The 16,588-nt window shown below is 61.2% G+C and carries 14 protein-coding genes; 2 read left to right on the plus strand and 12 right to left on the minus strand.

Features of this window, described 5'->3' with window-relative positions:
- Positions 1–41: 41 nt before the first annotated feature.
- Complete coding sequence (locus ACKJSM_RS06665) at positions 42–638, minus strand: MarC family protein (RefSeq protein WP_064593220.1); 597 nt, start codon at positions 636–638, stop codon at positions 42–44.
- A gap of 234 nt (positions 639–872) precedes the next feature.
- Here ACKJSM_RS06665 and ACKJSM_RS06670 point away from each other — a divergent pair, with 234 nt between their 5' ends.
- On the plus strand, positions 873–1,664 hold the full coding sequence (locus ACKJSM_RS06670; RefSeq protein WP_410237015.1) for a hypothetical protein: 792 nt from the start codon (positions 873–875) through the stop codon (positions 1,662–1,664).
- 49 nt (positions 1,665–1,713) lie between these two features.
- On the plus strand, positions 1,714–2,397 hold the full coding sequence (locus ACKJSM_RS06675) for a hypothetical protein (RefSeq protein ID WP_410237016.1): 684 nt from the start codon (positions 1,714–1,716) through the stop codon (positions 2,395–2,397).
- A gap of 28 nt (positions 2,398–2,425) precedes the next feature.
- Here ACKJSM_RS06675 and ACKJSM_RS06680 read toward each other — a convergent pair whose 3' ends face one another.
- From ACKJSM_RS06680 to ACKJSM_RS06730, 11 genes are all read right to left on the minus strand, one after another.
- Positions 2,426–5,200 carry a response regulator gene (locus ACKJSM_RS06680; protein ID WP_410237017.1) on the minus strand — a complete coding sequence of 925 codons (2,775 nt, stop codon included), beginning with the start codon at positions 5,198–5,200 and terminating at the stop codon, positions 2,426–2,428.
- Between the two features lie 102 nt (positions 5,201–5,302).
- Positions 5,303–6,595 carry a phosphoribosylamine--glycine ligase gene (gene purD, locus ACKJSM_RS06685; protein WP_410237018.1) on the minus strand — a complete coding sequence of 431 codons (1,293 nt, stop codon included), beginning with the start codon at positions 6,593–6,595 and terminating at the stop codon, positions 5,303–5,305.
- 189 nt (positions 6,596–6,784) lie between these two features.
- On the minus strand, positions 6,785–8,392 hold the full coding sequence (purH, locus tag ACKJSM_RS06690) for a bifunctional phosphoribosylaminoimidazolecarboxamide formyltransferase/IMP cyclohydrolase (RefSeq protein ID WP_039772035.1): 1,608 nt from the start codon (positions 8,390–8,392) through the stop codon (positions 6,785–6,787).
- 82 nt (positions 8,393–8,474) lie between these two features.
- The gene (fis, locus tag ACKJSM_RS06695) at positions 8,475–8,795 is read right to left on the minus strand and encodes a DNA-binding transcriptional regulator Fis (protein ID WP_002555375.1); all 321 of its coding nucleotides are present in this window, start codon (positions 8,793–8,795) and stop codon (positions 8,475–8,477) included.
- On the minus strand, positions 8,792–9,802 hold the full coding sequence (gene dusB, locus ACKJSM_RS06700) for a tRNA dihydrouridine synthase DusB (RefSeq protein WP_007951027.1): 1,011 nt from the start codon (positions 9,800–9,802) through the stop codon (positions 8,792–8,794). The genes fis and dusB overlap by 4 nt, the downstream gene beginning before the upstream one ends.
- 185 nt (positions 9,803–9,987) lie before the next feature.
- Complete coding sequence (locus tag ACKJSM_RS06705) at positions 9,988–11,238, minus strand: DUF3426 domain-containing protein (protein WP_410237024.1); 1,251 nt, start codon at positions 11,236–11,238, stop codon at positions 9,988–9,990.
- Positions 11,239–11,268: 30 nt separating this feature from the next.
- On the minus strand, positions 11,269–12,147 hold the full coding sequence (prmA, locus tag ACKJSM_RS06710) for a 50S ribosomal protein L11 methyltransferase (protein WP_236182375.1): 879 nt from the start codon (positions 12,145–12,147) through the stop codon (positions 11,269–11,271).
- 166 nt (positions 12,148–12,313) lie between these two features.
- Positions 12,314–13,672 (minus strand): acetyl-CoA carboxylase biotin carboxylase subunit, encoded by a 1,359-nt coding sequence (accC, locus tag ACKJSM_RS06715; protein WP_085655569.1) that lies wholly within the window; start codon positions 13,670–13,672, stop codon positions 12,314–12,316.
- Positions 13,673–13,689: 17 nt separating this feature from the next.
- Entirely contained in the window at positions 13,690–14,160 is a 471-nt protein-coding gene (gene accB, locus ACKJSM_RS06720; RefSeq protein WP_064379210.1) for an acetyl-CoA carboxylase biotin carboxyl carrier protein, read from the minus strand.
- Positions 14,161–14,184: 24 nt separating this feature from the next.
- The gene (aroQ, locus tag ACKJSM_RS06725) at positions 14,185–14,640 is read right to left on the minus strand and encodes a type II 3-dehydroquinate dehydratase (RefSeq protein ID WP_064593231.1); all 456 of its coding nucleotides are present in this window, start codon (positions 14,638–14,640) and stop codon (positions 14,185–14,187) included.
- Positions 14,641–14,772: 132 nt separating this feature from the next.
- A complete protein-coding gene (locus tag ACKJSM_RS06730) occupies positions 14,773–16,530 on the minus strand; it encodes a protein-disulfide reductase DsbD (RefSeq protein WP_410237026.1) in 1,758 nt (585 codons plus the stop codon).
- Between the last annotated feature and the right edge of the window lie 58 nt (positions 16,531–16,588).

A 16,588-nucleotide genomic window follows, 5' to 3' on the forward strand; every position in this document is an offset into this window, starting at 1 on the left:
GGGAGCCGCTTTTCATTTCGGTGTTTTTTGCAGGTCCGGTATCACGGCACCAGATAGCCTTTCACGCCGGTGAAGATGATCTGCGCAGCGAGCGCACAGACGAACAGCCCCATCAGTCGGCTGACGATCTGCAAGCCTTGATCGCCGAGGATCCGTTCGATGCGGTTCGACAGATAAAGCACGACGCCCACGGTAAAGCTGGCCAGGGCGATGCTCATGATGGCGGTGAGTTTATCGTCCCAGTGGGGCTGACTGACGCCCATGACCAGCAACGCACCAATAGTGCCCGGGCCGACAGTCAGGGGAATGGTCAGCGGCACGATCGTCACGTCCTGCTGCACATTGTCCGTCTGCACCACCGACTTGCCTTGCGCCATGCCCAGTGCAGAGATGAACAGCACGCTGCCGGCGCCGATCCGGAAAGCATCCACGGTAATGCCGAACACATCGAAAATCACTCGCCCGAACAAATACAGAAGAACGCTGGAGACCAGCGTGGCGATCGCCACTTTCCAGGCCAGGCGTCGTTGCTCCTTGCGCGAATAGCCACGGGTCAGGCTGATAAAGCAGGACAGCACGAAGAACGGGCTGTAGAGCACAAGCATCTTCAGGTAAACGCTGAACAACACATGGAGCATGGCTTCGACTCGCCGCTGTGGAGTGGACGACGTGGAGTCTATCAGTGGTTTAGTTGTTTGTGTCTGGAAGCGTGGTTTTAATCAGGTTTTATTTAACTTGTGTTGAAGTTGCTAAGTGGGTGAAAAGTTCAGATATGAAGTTACATGTTTTGCTTTGTTGTTTGTTTGATGCTTGGTTATTGTTATTTGGCAAGTTCATGAGGAGCTTGTGATTCTAACTAATGGATGTGTCGAATGTATAATCAAGCTGTTCGTGAAAGTTATGTAAACACCTGTCTTAAAACGCTGGGTGAGTGTGATATCGGTGACCCGCTGGTTATCAAGCCACGTGGCTTGCAGATTTCCGGCGATGATGTCGAAGCGCCGTCGCGCGGTAGCATCGTCGGTGAGGGCGTGCTGGGTTTCTCCAGTAAACTCACTGGCGATAACAAGTCCGATGCGCAGAATGCTTTTTTATTCGCAACGCGTGCAGCAAACAAAAAATACCCTGAAGAATCTCAGGGCAAGGAATGGTACCTGTACTTCCGGGAAATCATGACCATGGCAGGCTGGACACCCGTCAGCCGTTACTACAGCGATCTGCATGTGGGTGGTACCAGTGTTCGCATGGACAAACTGGTTCTGGAGATTCTGTCTTCGGTCGTCGCGGGTGTTGCCTTGCCTGGCCCAACCAGCGCATTGATGCTGAAAGTAGCGGGCGATGCCATTGCCGCCCTGCAAAAGCGTGACACCGCAGCACTGACCGTTTACGAACGCAATCTGCTCGAGCATGGCGTCGGTGGTGTTTCCAGCGCCGCCTGCGTGGAAGTCGACGGTGAAGCGATCATGGCGGTCGGCGCGGTGCGCTTCCTGCGTCGGAACACCTCGACCAAAGTCATGTTTGTGGATGTTGATATTCGTAATGTGAAGTTGTATCGCGGTGAAACGGTATTTGCCAAAAATACATTGGTGGCTGATGGTGTTCGTGATTTGATCAAGAACAAGTTGGTTCCGCACAAGGACAAGATTGACGAGATCGACATTTGATGAGTGAAAAGGCGGCCGTAACAGGTCGCCTTTTCTACGGGGGGACGATATGAAACTTGATTATTCGGTTTTAATCGTTGGCGCTTGCGTGATGTTGCTACCGGCAGCGGACGATGCGGATAGTTACAGCGATCTGGTCAACTCAGTGTTGTTGGCGCAGTTGGCCGCGAGCAAGAAAGTCGAAAAGTCGCAAGGTACCGACTGGTATGACGCTTACATCCAATTGATGGATGACTACTGGCTGCGATACGCGCGCGCCCGACAAGACTGGTCCGTCAATGAGGGGGATGTCGAATCCGTCAGCGAGTGGATCAGTGGCGCTATTGCCAAAGGTGATTCGCAAAACGCCAGTGCTGCGTTGGCGACCTTGCAGCGTTTGGCTCAGTTATCGGGAGCCGAACCCGTCATGGCGCTGCTGCGAGCCCATGTACAAAGGAACATGTCCCTACCCGGTGAGGCTCATGCCCCTGCCGGCCCCGTTCGATTGCTAGCGATCATCGCCTCGACGCCAATGCGCATTTCGAGCGTCTATGTTGAGTTTCAGGCTAATGGGTCTATCGAACTCAACCCGCTGGCCCAGCGTTACGAAGCACGGGACATACAGGGAGCGGTCTGCTTGCGCTACGCCAAAGCCAGTTTGTCGGAAACACTCTACGGGCCTGTACGTGATGCCATCGCCTTGAAAGTCAGGGACAGGCATGCGGCTCACGTTTTGGCGATGGCTGTTGAATAGCGGCGAGACGCATGATCGGCAACGCCGCTCAGAACGTTGAGGCGGTGCGATTCTGTTGGTCGCGCTGCGCCACCCAGTGTTCGATCAGCTCACGCAGTTGCGACAGCTCCACCGGTTTGGCCATGTGCCCGTCCATCCCGGCCTGACGCGCGCGCTCCTTGTGTTCAGCGAGGATGTGCGCGGTCAGCGCCACGATCGGCGTGCGGATGCGCTGGTTGCTGACTTCCCATGCGCGCAATTGCTGAGTCGCCGAGAACCCGTCGAGGATCGGCATTTCGCAGTCCATCAACACCAGGTCATAACGCTGGGCTTTCATTGCCTGCAGGGCTTCTTCGCCATTGCTGGCAGTGTCCGGTTGCAGATTGAGTTTGCCGAGCATGCCACGGATGACCTTGGTGGAAATCGTATTGTCTTCGGCCACCAGAATGCGGAAGTCGCTTGGCACCTTGACCGGCGCAGCGGGGCTGGCTGGCTGCGGCTGGAACACCACCTGGCCGCGGTTGCGCTGGTTCAACTCGTCAGCGAGCGTGGTCTTGAGGGTGTAGCCGGCCACCGGTTTGGCCAGGATGCGCTTGATCCCCGAATTGCGCGCGATGATCTTGCTCGGCGCATTGCTGATGCCGGTGAGCATGATTAGCAGGATGTCGTGGTTCAGGCTCGGGTCTTCCTTGATCTTGGCCGCCAGTTGCATGCCGGTCATGCCGGGCATGTTCTGGTCCAGCAGAACCACGTCAAAGTAATCCCGCAGGTGTGCCTTGGTGCGCAGCAGGGCCAGCGCTTCCTTGCCCGACGGCACGGCGCTGACGTTCAGGCCCCAGGCGCTGCATTGCTGCACCAGCACCTTGCGGCAGGTGTCGTTGTCGTCGACCACCAGCACGCGGGCGCCTTGCAGCGGGCTGTCGAGGTCCGAGGTCGGGTGCTCCAGACGATCGGGGTCCAGCGGCAGGGTCAGCCACAGCGTGCTGCCCTGGCTGGCGCCGCTCTTGATGCCGAACTCGCCCTGCATCAAACGGATCAATTGGCGGGCGATCACCAGACCGAGATTGCCGCCCAGGCGGTTGGCCGACAGGAAGTGCTTGCTGTGCAACTCGGCGTGCATCAGTGCGTCGCGTTCTTCCTGATCCATCGGCTGGCCGCTGTCCTGCACGGCAATGCGCAGGCGTGGCCCGGCGCCGCGTTCGTCGAGGGCGACCACCACCAGCACTTCGCCTTCTTCGGTTTTCTTCAGGGCGTTTTCCAACAGACTCAGCAATGTCTGGCGCAGGCGCGTCGGGTCACCACTGATGACCCGTGGCACTTGCGGCTGGATGAAGCTGATCAGTTCAACGTTCTGCTGTTCGGCCTTGGCGCGGTAAATACTCAGGCAATCATCGATCAGCGCGTTGAGGTCGAACTGCACATCGTCCAGTTCGATCTGGCCGGACTCGAGCCGCGAGATGTCGAGGATCTCGTTGATCAGGGTCAGCAGTTCGTTGCCGGCGCTGTGGATGGTCTGCACGTAGTCGCGTTGCTTGACCGACAGCGGCGTGCCAAGCAGCAGTTCGGTCATGCCCAGTACGCCGTTCATCGGCGTGCGGATTTCGTGGCTGATCTTGGCCAGGAATTCGGCCTTGGCATTGATCTCGGCGTTGCTCGCCGCAAGGTCGCGGCTGATGCTGAAGCGGCTTTCGGTGATGCTGCGCTGGCGCTCGCCCAGGGCGATGCTCATCAGCAGGCCGCTGATGCAGATGAAACCCATCAGGGTCATGATCAGGCCTTGTGGCGCCACCAGGGTCAGACCCAGCAAGGCCGGGAGGATGATCAGCGTGCCGATGTTGAACACCACCATGGCGGCAACGAACAGCCGGGCAGGGCGGTAGCCTTTTTGCCAGTGATAGGAACCCACCAGCAACATGCTCAGGCCGGCCAGGGCGACGAGTGCATAGGTAATGATGTTCAGCGGCAGGGTGTTGACGAACAACAGCAACAGGCTGCAGATCACGATGAACAGAATGTCGCCGATCAGCAGCTTGTTCAGCGGATGCGGGCCGAGCGGAGCGAAAAAGCGGTAGGCGAACATCAGGCCGGCCGGTGCGGTCAGCAGCAGCGCCAGATAGGCGCCGGGGGTCTGGATCGCGTGCCAGTTCGGCAGCCACGGCCCGGCGAGGTTGAGCAGCAGCAACAGGCTCAGGCTCAGCAGCGCTTCACAGACGGCCAGCCACAGGCTGCTGCGCGAGCGGGTGTAGGCGTAGCGGATCAGGTTGTGCAGGATCAGCATCGCCAGACAGCCGAACAGCAGGCCGTAGACCAGGGTCTGGTTGTGATTGGCCGCGGCCATCACCGCCGATTGCAGGGTGATGTAAGGGCGCAACTGATGATCGGAGACCAGTCGCAGGTAGACATCGAGGGGCTTGTCGCTCTGCGGCAACGGCAGCATGAAGTCGCTGCTCGGCAACGGTCGTTCCACCTGGGGTTGAGCGGTGCCGGTGTCGCGTTGCTCGATCAGACGGTCGCCGTCGAGGACATACAGATTGAGGTGCGACAGGTCTGGGGCGAAGATCCGCAGCACTTGCTCGTGCTTGCCGGGCGCCAGCCTGAAGCGCAGCCACAAGGCGCCATCGGGTTCGGCCGCGGTGAGGCGGTCAAGCTCGATAGGGCTGAATTGATTGGTGTAGCGGGCGGAGCGGATGTCGCTCAGCTGGAGGTTGCCCTGATCGTCGAGCAATACCGACCAGCCACTGCCTTGTGCGGCCTGGGCCGGGAGCATGCAGAGCAAGGTCAACAGCGTGACGGTGAAGCCTATGGCAATCCTGAGCCAGCGCACGGCGAAATCCCTTCGTAGGTTGATGCCAGAATATAACGATGCGCAGCGTCGGAACAGTCCGGCAAGGGCGATGAGCCCCTGCCGGAAACACAGCGTAGCTTATTACTGAGACTCACCGCGTTCACGGGCAATGGCACGGTAGCCAATGTCGGTGCGGTAGAAGCAGCCTTCCCAGTCGATGGCCTTGGCCAGTTTGTAGGCCTGCTCCTGGGCGGCGCCGACGCTGGCGCCCATGGCGGTGGCGCACAGCACCCGACCGCCGGCCGTCACGACGTTGCCGTCCTTGAGCGCAGTACCGGCGTGGAAGACCTTGCCTTCCAGTGCAGCGGCGGCGTCCAGACCGTTGATCGGCGCGCCCTTGGCGTAGTCGCCCGGGTAACCGCCGGCGGCCAGCACGATGCCGACGCTCGGACGTGGATCCCACTGCGCTTCAACCTTGTCCAGCGCCTGGGCCAGTGCCGCTTCGACCAGCAGCACCAGGCTCGATTGCAGACGCAGCATCACCGGTTGGGTTTCCGGATCGCCGAAACGGCAGTTGAACTCGATGACCTTTGGATTGCCGGCCTTGTCGATCATCAGACCGGCGTACAGGAAACCGGTGTAGACGTTGCCTTCCTCGGCCATGCCGCGCACGGTCGGCCAGATCACCTGGTCCATCACGCGCTGGTGCACGTCAGCGGTCACTACCGGAGCCGGGGAGTAAGCACCCATGCCGCCGGTGTTCGGGCCGCTGTCGCCGTCGCCGACGCGTTTGTGGTCCTGGCTGGTGGCCATCGGCAGGACGTTCTTGCCGTCGACCATGACGATGAAGCTGGCTTCTTCGCCGTCGAGGAACTCTTCGATGACGACGCGCGAACCGGCGTCGCCAAAGGCATTGCCGGCGAGCATGTCGCGCACGGCGTCTTCGGCTTCGGCCAGGGTCATGGCGACGATCACGCCTTTACCGGCGGCCAGGCCGTCGGCCTTGATCACGATCGGTGCGCCTTTTTCACGCAGATAAGCCAGGGCCGGCTCGATCTCGGTGAAGTTCTGGTAGTCGGCAGTCGGGATCTTGTGGCGCGCCAGGAAATCCTTGGTGAAGGCTTTCGAGCCTTCCAGCTGCGCGGCACCGGCGGTCGGGCCGAAGCAGTCCAGGCCACGGGTGCGGAACAGGTCGACGACGCCAGCCACCAGCGGCACTTCCGGGCCGACGATGGTCAGGGAAACGTTTTTCTCGGCGAAGTCAGCGAGCTGCTCGAGGGCCAGCACGTCGATGGCGACGTTCTCGCACTTGGCTTCAATCGCGGTACCGGCATTGCCCGGCGCGACGAAAACCTTCTGCACACGCGGATCCTGAGCCACTTTCCAGGCCAGGGCGTGTTCGCGGCCACCGCTGCCAATGATCAAAACATTCATTTCAAAAACCTCGGATGACGCTAATTCTGTTTTAGAACCTGAAGCGCTTCACGCTCCAGAAGGTCGCAATGAAGTCGGTAGATGCAAGGCGGAGTCGAGCTCGGTGAGCGGAGTTGCCGTTTGGCAATGAGCATCATCGAGGTCGGCTCCAACGCTGCAGATGCCGGCTTCTGTGCGGCCGTTGTCTGATTAGTGACGGAAGTGGCGCATGCCGGTGAAAACCATGGCGATGCCGGCTTCATCAGCCGCTGCAATCACCTCGGCATCACGCATCGAGCCACCCGGCTGGATCACCGCCGTGATACCGACCTTGGCCGCATTGTCCAGACCGTCGCGGAACGGGAAGAACGCGTCCGATGCCATCACCGAACCAGCCACTTGCAGACCGGCGTGCTCAGCCTTGATCGCCGCGATACGCGCCGAGTTCACGCGGCTCATCTGGCCGGCGCCGACACCGATGGTCTGACGGTTCTTGGCATAGACGATGGCGTTGGACTTGACGAACTTGGCCACTTTCCAGGCGAAGATCAGATCGTGGACTTCCTGTTCGGTCGGGGCGCGCTTGGTCACCACTTTCAGGTCGTCGGCGCCGATCATGCCGATGTCGCGGCTCTGTACCAGCAGGCCGCCGTTGACGCGCTTGTAGTCCCAGGCCGGAACGCGATCGGCCGACCACTCGCCGCAGGCCAGCAGGCGCACGTTGGCCTTGGCGGCGACAATGGCGCGGGCTTCTTCGCTGACGCTTGGGGCGATGATCACTTCAACGAACTGACGCTCGACGATCGCCTTGGCGGTCTCGGCATCCAGTTCACGGTTGAAGGCGATGATGCCGCCAAACGCGGATTCGGTGTCGGTGGCGTAGGCCAGTTCGTAGGCCTGACGGATACCGCCTTCGGCGTCCGGGCTCACGGCCACGCCGCACGGGTTGGCGTGCTTGACGATCACGCAGGCCGGTTTGACGAAGCTCTTCACGCATTCCAGCGCGGCGTCGGTGTCGGCCACGTTGTTGTACGACAGTTCTTTACCTTGCAGCTGGGTGGCGGTGGCGATGCCGACTTCGGCCGGTTTGGCTTCAACGTAGAACGCCGCGCTCTGGTGCGGGTTCTCGCCGTAGCGCATTTCCTGGGCCTTGATGAACTGGCTGTTGAAGGTGCGCGGGAATTCGCTGCGGCCTTCGGTGCTCAGGGTTTCGGCAGCCTGGTTCACGGTGCCCATGTAGTTGGCGATCATGCCGTCGTAGGCAGCCGTGTGTTCGAACGCCTTGAGCATCAGGTCGAAACGCTGAGCGTAGGTCAGGCCGCCGGCCTTGAGGTTTTCCAGGACGTTGGCGTAATCGCTGGCATTCACCACGATCGCCACGTCTTTGTGGTTTTTCGCCGCCGAACGGACCATGGTCGGGCCGCCGATGTCGATGTTCTCGATGGCGGTCGGCAGGTCGCAGCCTGGCTTGCTGATGGTGGCTTCGAACGGGTACAGGTTGACGGCTACCAGGTCGATCGGCTTGATGCCGTGCTCATTCATGATCGCGTCGTCGATACCGCGACGACCGAGGATCCCGCCGTGGATTTTCGGGTGCAGGGTTTTCACCCGACCGTCCATCATCTCTGCGAAACCGGTGTAATCCGCGACTTCCACTGCGGCCACGCCATTGTCCTGCAGCAGTTTGAAGGTCCCGCCGGTGGAAAGGATTTCCACGCCCAGGGCTTCCAGCTCCCTGGCGAATTCGAGGATCCCGGTCTTGTCGGAAACACTGATCAAGGCGCGGCGGATCGGCAGGCGGGTAGTCTGGTCGGTCATCTCAATTTCCATCAAAAGCAAGGGAAGTCAGCAAAAAAGGCGACCGGTTTTACGCGGGCGCCTTTCTGGTTTGATTGAATGCTTACAGCAGATCGTACTGCTTGAGTTTCTTGCGCAGCGTGCCACGGTTCAGTCCGAGCAGCTCGCTGGCCTTGGTCTGGTTGCCCTTGACGTAGTTCATCACGCTTTCGAGCAGGGGAGCCTCGACTTCGGAGAGCACCAGGTTGTACACGTCCGTGACGGACGCGCCCTCAAGGTGGGCGAAATAATTGTGCAGCGCCTTCTCGACACTCCCGCGAAGGGTCTGGCCTTCTTCGCTCGGGGTATTGAGGTGCTGTTTCAAATTCACGTTGTCGCTCACGGGTGTTGTTCCACTCACTAAAGTCTCGGTCATCATCGTCATGCGGCCACCCCTTCTCCGTCCCCTGTCAGGCTCTTGTAACGCTCGGCGAAGAACTCCCGAACGTTGGCGCATTGTGTTTCCGTACCATCCAAACGATTGAAGTGGGCGCGAAATTCCCTGGCGCCCGGCAAGGTTGCGAGATACCAGCCCACATGTTTGCGGGCAATTCGCACGCCCATCACGTCCCCATAGAAGGCGTGGAGGGCGGCCAGATGCTCAAGCAGAATGCGTTCCACCTCGATCAGCTCCGGCGCCGGCAGTTTTTCGCCGGTACGCAGGAAGTGTTCGATCTCACGAAAAATCCATGGCCGCCCCTGGGCGGCCCGGCCGATCAACAGGCCATCGGCACCGGTCGCGTCGAGCACGTAGCGGGCCTTTTCCGGCGATACGATGTCGCCGTTGGCAAAGACCGGAATCGACACTGCCTGCTTGATCGCGGCAATGGTGTCGTACTCGGCTTCGCCGGTGTACAGGTCGGCGCGGGTGCGGCCATGCACCGCCAGCGCCGTGATCCCGGCCTGCTCGGCGATCTTCGCCACCGTCAGGCCGTTCTTGTTGTCACGATCCCATCCGGTGCGGATCTTCAGGGTCACCGGTACATCAACCGCCGCCACGACGGCATGCAGGATCTCGGTAACCAGTGCCTCATCCTTCAACAACGCGGAGCCGGCGGCCTTGTTGCAGACCTTCTTCGCCGGGCAACCCATGTTGATATCGATAATCTGCGCGCCCAGCTCGACGTTGGCCCGGGCCGCATCCGCCAGCATCTGCGCATCGCCACCGGCGATCTGCACCGAGCGTGGCTCGGGATCACCTTCGTGGATCATGCGCATGCGCGACTTGCGGGTGTTCCACAGGCTCATGTCGCTGGTGACCATTTCCGAGACTACAAGCCCTGCGCCCAAACGCTTGCACAGCTGACGAAAGGGCTGGTCGGTGACGCCCGCCATCGGGGCGAGGATCAAGCCGTTCTGCAATGTATATGGGCCGATGCGTACCGCCGACATAGGACTTCCCTGAAGTGGGGCCGGATCATGAGAGTTCGAAAAAGGGTTGGCATGATACCCGCTCTCGATGACTGGATAAAGGCTGAATTGAACAAAATCTGAACAGTTATTCTGTTATTACCGCCGGTTTGGTCGCGCGCTGCGCAGTCAGAAATCTGCCGTCAATCGGGGAGCGGTGAAGCGTTTCACTCGGGCGAGTGGAAACTCAGGCTGTAGTTCACGGCTTTCGGGCCTGGATCAAGGATGTCCAGCGCGATGTGGATCGGCGTCTGCGGCGGCATTTCCGCCATGCCTTCGAGGTCGCCGTTGAGGTATTCGCCGGGTTTGAAGCGACGACTGGCGATCAGGTGGCCATTGAGGTCGGCGAAGCGCAGCTCCAGCAGCGGAAACGGCTGCGAGAAAGGGGCGCGGTTGTAAATGATCGCGTCCACCACCAGCGCACCGCTGAACTCCGGGTGGCTGCGCACCACCAGGTTGCTGCTCTTGATCTTGGCGATATCCACCTTGGACGGCACCGTGCAGCCGATTTGCGGGCACAGTTGCTGGAACCACGGCCGGTATTGATCCTGGCGCGCCAGTTCGTCGAAGTGATAGGCGATGTACTGTCCGGCCAGACCGGCGGCGGCGAGCGCGATCAGCAACAGCCAGAGCAGGCGACGGCCCCAGGGCGAGCGGCGTTTCTGCCAGTCCAGTTGCAGCGGATCGTCGGTCAGGTCCTGCAACGCTTCGGCGCGCGCACTGGTTTCGACGCGTTCGCGTTTTTTGCGCGCAGGCACGATCAGTGGCCGTTCGTCATCCATGTCGTCGCTGGCCGACAGGCGTTCGCGTCGGGCATTCGGGTCGATCGGATCGTGCAGGCGCATTGGCGGAATTGGCGGTTCGTCATCGAGATCCACCGGCTCCAGCGACAGCGAGGGCTCGGTGCGCTCCGGTCGGAGCGGCTCGGGCTCGATGACTTCGGGTGTCTCTTCGACCTCTGGTGTGCGCTCATCCGCCGGTTCGCTGAACAGACTGTCCGGCCACGTCGTCTCTTCCGGTTCGTGGCTGTCGCGGCGAGCGCTCAGGGCATCTTCGCGCGGGCGACCGAGCTCGGTGGTCGGCTGGATTTCCCGTTGCTCGAGGCGGGCCAGTTCTTCGTCCAGGTCCAGGCTGTCCAGATCCAGCTCGGCGGCGCTCCGTTGCTTCTGGCTGATGGCGCGTGGTTCGGGCGTTTCGACGATGGCCGATGGCTCGACAGGCGCCGGCTCGCTGATTAACGGCGCCACCGGCGTGACAGCTTCCTTGCCAGCGTGTTGCTCCAGCAATTGCTTGGCGGCATTGAACACTTGCAGGCAGGAGCCGCAACGAACCACCCCGCGGGCCACACTCAACTGAGCGTGGCTGACGCGGAAACTGGTTTGGCAATGCGGGCACTGGGTGACGAAGCTGTCGGTCATGCGGCGATCCGGATTGAGCAGGCGGTCATTCTAGCGCCGACGGCCGGTGATGCGCACCCAGCCATCGCGATTGGCGATCGGGTCGAGATCGAAGTCCTGCGCGTAGGCGGCGGCGACTTCGTCACCTTGTTCGGCGAGGATCCCGGACAGCGCCAGACGCCCGCCGGATTTGACCAGGCTGGACAGTTGCGGTGCCAGGGAAACCAACGGACCGGCGAGGATGTTGGCCACCAGCACGTCGGCTTTGACCTGCGGCAGGTCTTGCGGCAGGTACAGCGGGAACAACTCGTCAGCGATGTTGTTGCGCCCGGCGTTGTCGCGAGAGGCTTCCAGCGCCTGCACGTCGATGTCGGTGCCCACGGCTTCCTTGGCGCCGAGCAGCAGGGCGGCGATGGCCAGAATCCCCGAGCCGCAGCCGAAATCCAGCACGTTGCAGTCTTTCAGGTCCTGGCCGTCCAGCCATTCCAGGCACAGCGCGGTGGTCGGGTGGGTGCCGGTACCGAACGCCAGGCCCGGGTCCAGCAGCAGGTTGACCGCGTCCGGTTCCGGCGCGGCGTGCCAGCTCGGCACGATCCAAAGGCGCTGACCGAAGCGCATCGGCTGGAAACCATCCATCCAGCTGCGTTCCCAGTCCTGGTCTTCGATCACTTCGCTGTGATGCTCGGGCAGCGGGCTGCCGGTCAGCAGTTCCAGATGGGCCAGTACCGGGGCGGCTTCGGTGCCGCCCTCGAACAGGGCCAGCAAGTGGGTGTGCGCCCACAGCGGGGTCGTATTGAGTTCCGGTTCGAAGATCGGCTGATCTTCGGCATCCATGAAGGTCACCGAAACGGCGCCCACTTCAAGGAAAGCGTCTTCGTAGGTTTCGGCTTGTTCTGGGCTGATGGCGAGACGGACTTGCAGCCAAGGCATGGCGGGCACCTGTGAAAAAGATTGATTGCAGCCTAGCGGCCTGCGAGAAGCGCGCAAGTTTACGCGAGCGCGACGGTTTTGTGGGAACGGGGAATGTGTGAGCAGATGAAACCTTCGGAAACAACAAAGCCGCCCGAAGGCGGCCTTGTCAGGTGCGGGCTGAAGCTTAGTGCTTGTCGCCAGCCAGCTTGTGCTCGAGGTAGTGAATGTTCACGCCCCCTTTGCAGAAGCCTTCGTCGCGGGTCAGATCACGGTGCAGCGGGATGTTGGTCTTGATCCCGTCGACCACGATTTCGTCCAGGGCATTGCGCATGCGGGCCATGGCTTCGTCGCGGGTCGCGCCGTAAGTGATCAGCTTGCCGATCAGCGAGTCGTAGTTCGGCGGAACGGCATAACCGCTGTACAGGTGCGAATCGACGCGAACGCCGTTGCCGCCTGGTGCGTGGAAATGCTTGACCGTACCCGGGCTCGGCATGAAGGTTTTCGGGTCTTCGGCGTTGATTCGGCATTCCAGCGAGTGACCGCGGATGACCACATCGTCCTGGGTGTACGACAGCTTGTTGCCAGCGGCGATGCTGAGCATCTCCTTGACGATGTCGATACCGGTGACCATTTCCGAAACCGGGTGCTCCACCTGAACACGGGTGTTCATTTCGATGAAGTAGAAACGACCGTTCTCGTACAGGAACTCGAAGGTGCCGGCGCCACGGTAGCCGATGTCGATGCACGCCTTGACGCAGCGAGCCAGGACTTCCTTGCGCGCGTTCTCGTCGATGCCCGGTGCCGGCGCTTCTTCGAGAACTTTCTGGTGACGGCGTTGCAGCGAGCAGTCGCGGTCACCCAGATGGATGGCGTTGCCCTGGCCGTCGGACAGAACCTGCACTTCGACGTGACGCGGGTTGGTCAGGAATTTTTCCAGATAGACCATCGGGTTGCCGAACGCCGCGCCTGCTTCGGAGCGGGTCAGTTTGGCCGAGGCGATCAGGTCTTCTTCCTTGTGCACCACGCGCATGCCGCGACCACCACCGCCGCCGGCGGCCTTGATGATCACCGGATAGCCGACTTCACGACCGATGCGCAGCGCCGTTTCCTCGTCTTCCGGCAGCGGGCCGTCGGAACCTGGAACGGTTGGCACGCCGGCTTCGATCATCGCGTGCTTGGCCGATACCTTGTCGCCCATCAGGCGAATGGTTTCGGCTTTCGGGCCGATGAAGGCGAAGCCGGAGTTCTCGACCTGCTCAGCAAAGTCGGCGTTTTCCGCGAGGAAACCGTAGCCTGGGTGAATGGCGGTGGCGCCAGTCACTTCAGCGGCCGCAATGATTGCCGGGATGTGCAGGTAGGAGTGCGCGGCAGAAGCCGGGCCGATGCAGACGGATTCGTCTGCCAGACCCAGGTGCATCAGCTCTTTGTCGGCCTTGGAGTAAACGGCGACGGTCTTGATGCCCATCTCTTTGCAGGCACGCAGAATCCGCAGGGCGATCTCACCGCGGTTAGCGATCAGAACTTTTTCCAACTTCGCAGTCATCAAAGGCTCTCCGCAGTTCAAACGATGGTGAACAGCGGTTGGTCGTACTCAACCGGCTGGCCGTCTTCGACGAGGATGGACTCGATCACACCGCTGGTTTCAGCTTCGATGTGGTTCATCATCTTCATGGCTTCGACGATGCACAGGGTGTCGCCTTTCTTCACGGTCTGGCCGACTTCAACGAAGGACGGCGAGGTTGGCGAAGATTTGCGATAGAAGGTGCCGACCATCGGCGAACGGGCCACGGTGCCGTTCAGCGCTGGAGCAGCAGCGGCAGCTGGAGCGGCGGCTGCAGCAGCCACCGGAGCGGCAGCGGCGGCAGGTGCAGCGGCCGGAGCCTGCATCGGAGCCGGAGCGTAGTACTGCTGCGCCGGGGTCTTGCTGTGACGGCTGATGCGTACGGACTCTTCGCCTTCCTTGATCTCGAGCTCGTCGATGCCGGACTCTTCCAGCAATTCGATCAGTTTCTTAACTTTACGGATATCCATGAATCATCAACTCCCAAGGGTCGGTCAGGGGCGTATAGCTTGGTGTTCAAGCTGCTCTAGTGCAGCCTCCAGGGCCAGTCGATAACCGCTGGCGCCAAGGCCGCAGATCACTCCTACCGCTACGTCGGAGAAGTAGGAGTGATGGCGGAAAGGTTCGCGTTTGTGCACGTTGGACAAATGCACTTCGATGAATGGGATGCTCACTCCCAGCAGCGCGTCACGTAATGCGACACTTGTGTGTGTAAATGCTGCCGGGTTGATCAGAATGAAGTCGACGCCTTCACCGCGTGCGGCGTGGATGCGATCGATCAATTCGTACTCGGCGTTGCTTTGCAGATACAGCAGATGATGGCCGGCTTCGCGGGCGCGGCGTTCCAGATCCTGATTGATCTGCGCCAGGGTGGTCGACCCGTAGGTCCCGGGCTCCCGGGTGCCGAGCAGGTTCAGGTTGGGGCCGTGCAGCACCAGTAGCGTTGCCATCTGCGTGTTCCTTGTTATGGGTGAGCCTTCGTCAGAACTCGGCGACTATGCCGCAAAGACTTTGTGACTGTCCAGTTCTCTGCAATAGCCAGCACGATGTCCGATGTTTGCGCAAAATATGTGACCGACCGATTAAATCCGGTCATTCGCTTTGGCAACACGTTCGGCGAAGTCGCTGGCGTTGATCTCGCCGATCACCCTCACATCGCGACGTTCCACCCCGTCCTTGCCAAAGAACATCAGCGCCGGTGGGCCGAACAGGCTGTAGCGATCCAGCAGGGTGCGTTGCTCAGCATTGCTTTCGGTGATGTCGAAGCGGATCAAGCGATAGCCCTTCAGCCGATCCACGACCGTGGCGTCATTGAGCACTTCGTGCTCGATGACTTTGCAACTGATGCACCAGTCGGCGTACCAGTCGAGCAGCAGCGGGGTGCCGGCGGTTTTCGCTTCGAGCAGCACCCGGTCCAATTCCGCCGGGGTACTGACGGTCTGCCACAAACCGCTGTTTTGTGCGGTCGCGCCGCTCTCGGCAAGGCGCGCCGGGGCTATCGGATTCAACGGATCGGTCTGCCCGCTGAACGCGCCGTACCAGCAGGCCAGCGCATAAAACAGCAGAAACATCCCCAACAACTGGCCGAGGCGTTTGCGCGGCGGTTTGTAGACGAATTCCAGAGCACCGAGGAACAGGCCGACACCACCGGCCAGCAAGCCGATCAGCAGCAACGTGATCTGCCCCGGCAGTACCCGGCTGAGCAATCCGATGGCCAGCCCGAGCAGCAACACGCCGATGCCGTTCTTCACGTACATCATCCACGGCCCGCTTTTCGGCAGCCACGCCGCGCCGCCGGTGGCCACCAGCAACAGCGGCGCGCCCATGCCCAGGCCGAGCATGAACAGCTTCAGGCCACCGCCCAGCGCATCGCCGCTGGCGCTGATATAAAGCAGTGCGCCGGCCAGCGGTGCGGAAACGCACGGCGAGACCAGCAGACTCGACACCACACCCAGCACCGCCGCGCCCCACAGCGAGCCGCCTTCGGTGCGCCCGGCAATCCGGTCGAGGCGGCTGCTGATGAAGTGCGGCAGTTTCAGCTCGAACACGCCGAACATCGCCAGCGCGAACACCGCAAAGAACATCGCGAACGGCACCAGCACCCACGCCGATTGCAGCCGTGCCTGCAGATTCAGTTGCGCACCGAACAGCCCCATCAAGGCCCCGAGCAGCGCAAAGCACGCGGCCATCGGCAGCACATAAGCCAGCGACAGATTGAAACCACGCCATCCGCCGACCTGACCGCGCAACACCACTCCGGACAGGATCGGCAGCATCGGCAATACACAGGGCGTGAAGGTCAGCCCCAGGCCTGCCAGGAAGAACAGCGCCAGATCACGCCAGTCCCAGCCCGTCACTGGAGCGGACGCGTCGCTTGGCGCTGCGTTGCCTTCGATGCTCAGGCGTTCGGTTTCCGGTGGATAGCACAAGCCCTTGTCGGCGCAGCCCTGATAGGTGACGGCCAGCGTGAACGCCCGGGAATCATTGCGCGGCAGTTGCACATCGAGAATGCCGTGGTAGACCTCGACGTCGCCGAAATACTCGTCGTGCTTCTGCTCGCCTTGGGGCAGTTGTGCGGCACCGAGTTTCACTTCGGCAGGCTCGGCACGAAACTGGAAGCGATGGCGGTAGAGGTAATAGCCTTCGCTGGCGACGAAGCGCAGCTTGACCGATTGCGGCGTGCTCTCGACCAGGCTCAGTTGAAAGGCTTCGCGCACCGGCAGGAAATCGGCGCTGTTGTTGACCGAGCCCAGCGTGGCGCTGGGCTTGCTGTCGAACAGACCGGCGGCGCCGGCCGGCAGGGCGAAGACGAAAAACAGCAGGCAGAGCAGACGGCGCATGACAATCTCGCGAATCAGAGGTGTGGGAATGATAGCGGACTTGGCCCTGCGCTGTGTG

The sequence above is a fragment of the Pseudomonas sp. PHC1 genome, assembly GCF_046487845.1.
Taxonomy (GTDB): domain Bacteria; phylum Pseudomonadota; class Gammaproteobacteria; order Pseudomonadales; family Pseudomonadaceae; genus Aquipseudomonas; species Aquipseudomonas sputi.